Source organism: Herbaspirillum sp. B65 (assembly GCF_000333555.1).
Taxonomy (GTDB): domain Bacteria; phylum Pseudomonadota; class Gammaproteobacteria; order Burkholderiales; family Burkholderiaceae_D; genus Herbaspirillum; species Herbaspirillum rubrisubalbicans.
Genome location: NZ_BADI01001179.1, coordinates 1 through 3,632, shown reverse-complemented (window position 1 = coordinate 3,632; position 3,632 = coordinate 1). Strand labels below are relative to the sequence as shown.

Sequence of the window (3,632 nt, the reverse complement as noted above, 5' to 3'; positions counted from 1 at the left end):
TTTATGTGAATGAATTACATGATTGTGGTGTGAAGCCGAGAGGGAACACATGCAGCGATTTTTTCTTTTGCAGCAATTGAATCGATTCGTGAAGCTGATGCAGTTGTCGTTAACGGAGAGGGAACCATCCATCATGGAGGGGGACTTCACCTGTTGGCGATTCTTGATTTGGCCATCGAATTGGGGAAGGGGGCATTTCTGATCAATGCCACGTTGGAGGAAATTCCTGAGTATCAAGATGTACTTTCCAGATTGGACGACTTGGTTGTGCGTGAAGGGTATTCGGCCGAGTACGCTCGTGCATTGGGGGCGAACCCGAGAGTCGTCGCAGATTCAATTCTTGAGGCCGATTTCCATGATGGCGTTGATGCTTTATATAACGAAAAAATAGTTCTTACCGATTGTCATCATGCAAGGCGAGATGTCTATCACGCACTCAATCTTGTTTCAGAAATATTTGAAGATGACGTTGTACATTTTCCTCTCGAGAGCTTGGAAAGAGTGTCAGATTGGAAAGAGACGCTCAGAAAATTTAGAGCGGCAAGACTAGTTGTTACGGGCAGGTATCACGGCGTCTATTTAGCGGCAATGGCGGGTACCCGATTCGTAGCTCTTCCTTCAAATTCCTGGAAAGTCCCAGCGCTTCTCGAAGCGCTTCACGCATCGAATGCATTGTCGAATTGCGAAGACCTGATTTCTAAAGTGACAGAGGCTATTAGATACAACGAAACTCTTGAACCAGCCACGTCTGGCGCTCATCCATTTTTCGCGCGGCCTTTAACGACTATGTTGGGCTTGCGCCAGTTTTTTGGAAGGAAGACCTGGCTTGAGTCTTCTCGCCTTCAAAAGGAATCAAGTGACTAATCGCGGGCAGCATAAACTCTGCGAAACAATTTTTCGTTCTCTAGGGGTAGGTCGCATCGGACTTGCTGGTAATGCTCATGTGTTGAGAGAGGAGCTTGCAGCACTCGGTATGTATTGCCCTGAACGTGGACCATTCGATGCGTGGATATGGGTAACCGATATCACTCGCTTGGAACAGGGGGAGGGACTGCCGTCCTCTCAAGAGGCTCATTTGCTTTTCGTTGCCTGTCAGACGAAGTCGGCTGCTGAAGGAAATGTTCCGCTGCGTGCGCGGATAGAAACTGCGTTGATACATCACGGCTATATCAAGCATCCAGCCATGATTGAACTCTTTGGCTATTCCCAGCTTGACGAAAGCCAAAATGAATGCTGGGCGATCTTCGATTTCCGACCGCCGATATTTGCCGATAGTGATGCCGCTACTCGCTTGATGCTTGAGCACGACATGTTGCGTCAACCGGGGGCTCGTTCAGATGCTCATATAGTCCGTTACCAGGTGGCTGCCTGGCTAATAAGGCCTAACGACGTCGTGTTAGATGCTGCCTGCGGGCTCGGCTATGGTAGTTATATATTGGAAAACCTGTCGCCTGCGGCTCACATATTCGGCATAGACCTCAATGCTCGGAAAGTAGATTTTGCGGCGCGTAACTATGGAAGCGAGCGAGTCCGTTTTGACTGTGCTTCGTTATCGGAAGTGCTCCACGATATGCCCGATGACTCAGTCGATTTTGTCGTTTCTTTCGAAACGCTGGAACGAGTCTCTAATCCCATGGCGTTGCTGACGGACTTCGAGCGAGTCCTCAAGCCAGGTGGGCGAATCTTGGTCAATGTGCCCAATGACTGGACGGATGAAAAAAGAGAAATCCCGAACCCGTGCCATCTAAATATATACGATTGGGATCGACTGTATGGTGAGCTGGCTTGCAGCTTTGTCGTTGAAGCTGCGTGGAGTCTGACAGCGAGTGGTTGTAAGTCAGCTGTCGACAAGAGGTGGCACACGCGCCCTCGTAAGCTGGAGCAGGTGCCGCTCGATAACGCGCCATCAACCGAGGGGGAATGGTGGCTTGTTTGTGCCACCAAATCTCCCCTCGCAAAGCCTAGGAAAGCCTATGTAAATTCGGTTCATGCTGGATTTCTTGGGCGTAGCCATCTGATAGATTTTGCGGCCTATTACGATTGCCCATGGCTTGTTCATGCGTTGGTCGAATTGCCGTGGCGTATCCGCGATAAGGCGGCGCTCACGGTGATCGCTCAAGAAGTCATCGCGTACTCCTCCCCAGATTCTGCCGATATGGGTTGCGCGCTTGCGGTATTCGGTTGGCGGGTGTTCGAAGATGTAGGCCCAAAAAATGGAGCAGCAGAGGAATGGCTTGAATCGGCTGAATCCTATATTGATTCTGCACGCAATAATCCCAACCCCCATGTTGGGCGCTGGCGCGTTTCCTTGGATTATCTACGTGGCCGCTTTCTGGAAGCTCGTGGAGAGGTGGCCTCTGCAATTGCCGCCTACTGCCACGTCGCCGATGCTGATGTGTTGCCGATCACACCCACGCTAGGTACAAAGGTAGCTGATGCGGCCCTTCGCGCCGGTATATTGGCTTTCCGTGAAGGCCGTTCTGAAGACGCGATCGTGTTGTGGCAGCGTGGTCTAGATTCTGTCTTCTCCTGTTTGCGAGCAGATCCGATGGAGTTTCTCGGTAACCCCGATAAACCCTTCTTTTTTTCGATGAACGATCTCGTAGAAATAGCCGATGGTGCAGTGCGCCTGGCTGATTCCATTCGCACGTTGGCTTCATGCAGTGTGAATAACAGGGCCGCTGCCGCACGCCAACTGGGCACGGTGGCCTATCGCTCCTTACGAAGTGCTCTTGCCCAATTGCAGGGCGCCGTGACCCGCTATGCGGAGGAGTTGAATGCAACTGCCAATCAACTTAAGTGCATGGAAAAAGCAAAGACAGCGGCTGAAACAATGGCCCATAGCTATTTTTCGAAGCTGGCGTCACTTCAAGAGCAATTGTCGGAAACCGAGGCAGCCAAGGCCAATGCCGAAGAACTGGCTTTTGCCAGGGATGCTGAGTTGATCAGGATTGCAACTCAACTTGAGGTAACCGAGCGAGCCAAAACCATCGCTGAGGCATTGGCCCATGACCATCTTTCGACGCTGAAGTCACTTCAAGAGCAGTTGTCGGAAACCGAGGCAGCCAAGGCCAATGCCGAAGAACTGGCTTTTGCCAGGGATACTGAGTTGATCAGGATTGCAACTCAACTTGAGGTAACCGAGCGAGCCAAAACCATCGCTGAGGCATTGGCCCATGACCATCTTTCGACGCTGAAGTCACTTCAAGAGCAGTTGTCGGAAACCGAGGCAGCCAAGGCCAATGCCGAAGAACTGGCTTTTGCCAGGGATACTGAGTTGATCAGGATTGCAACTCAACTTGAGGTAACCGAGCGAGCCAAAACCATCGCTGAGGCATTGGCCCATGACCATCTTTCGACGCTGAAGTCACTTCAAGAGCAGTTGTCGGAAACCGAGGCAGCCAAGGCCAATGCCGAAGAACTGGCTTTTGCCAGGGATACTGAGTTGATCAGGATTTGCAACTCACTTGAGGGTACCGAGCNNAGCCAAAACATCGCTGAGGCATTGGCCCCATGACCATCTTCGACGCTGAAGTCACTTTCAGAGCAGATGTCGGAAACCGAGGCAGCCCAGGCCAATGCCGAAGAACTGGCTTTTGCCAGGATACTGAGTTGATCAGGATTGCAACTCA

Annotated in this window: 2 protein-coding genes; both read left to right on the top strand. The window is 51.4% G+C overall.

The features are described 5' to 3' along the window. Positions 1-57: 57 nt before the first annotated feature. Positions 58-864: a polysaccharide pyruvyl transferase family protein gene (locus tag I5W_RS28390; RefSeq protein ID WP_083893649.1), complete on the top strand. Its 807-nt coding sequence runs from the start codon at positions 58-60 to the stop codon at positions 862-864. Between the two features lie 109 nt (positions 865-973). Then, positions 974-3,517 carry a methyltransferase domain-containing protein gene (locus tag I5W_RS30705; protein WP_083893648.1) on the top strand — a complete coding sequence of 848 codons (2,544 nt, stop codon included), beginning with the start codon at positions 974-976 and terminating at the stop codon, positions 3,515-3,517. Positions 3,518-3,632: the final 115 nt, after the last annotated feature.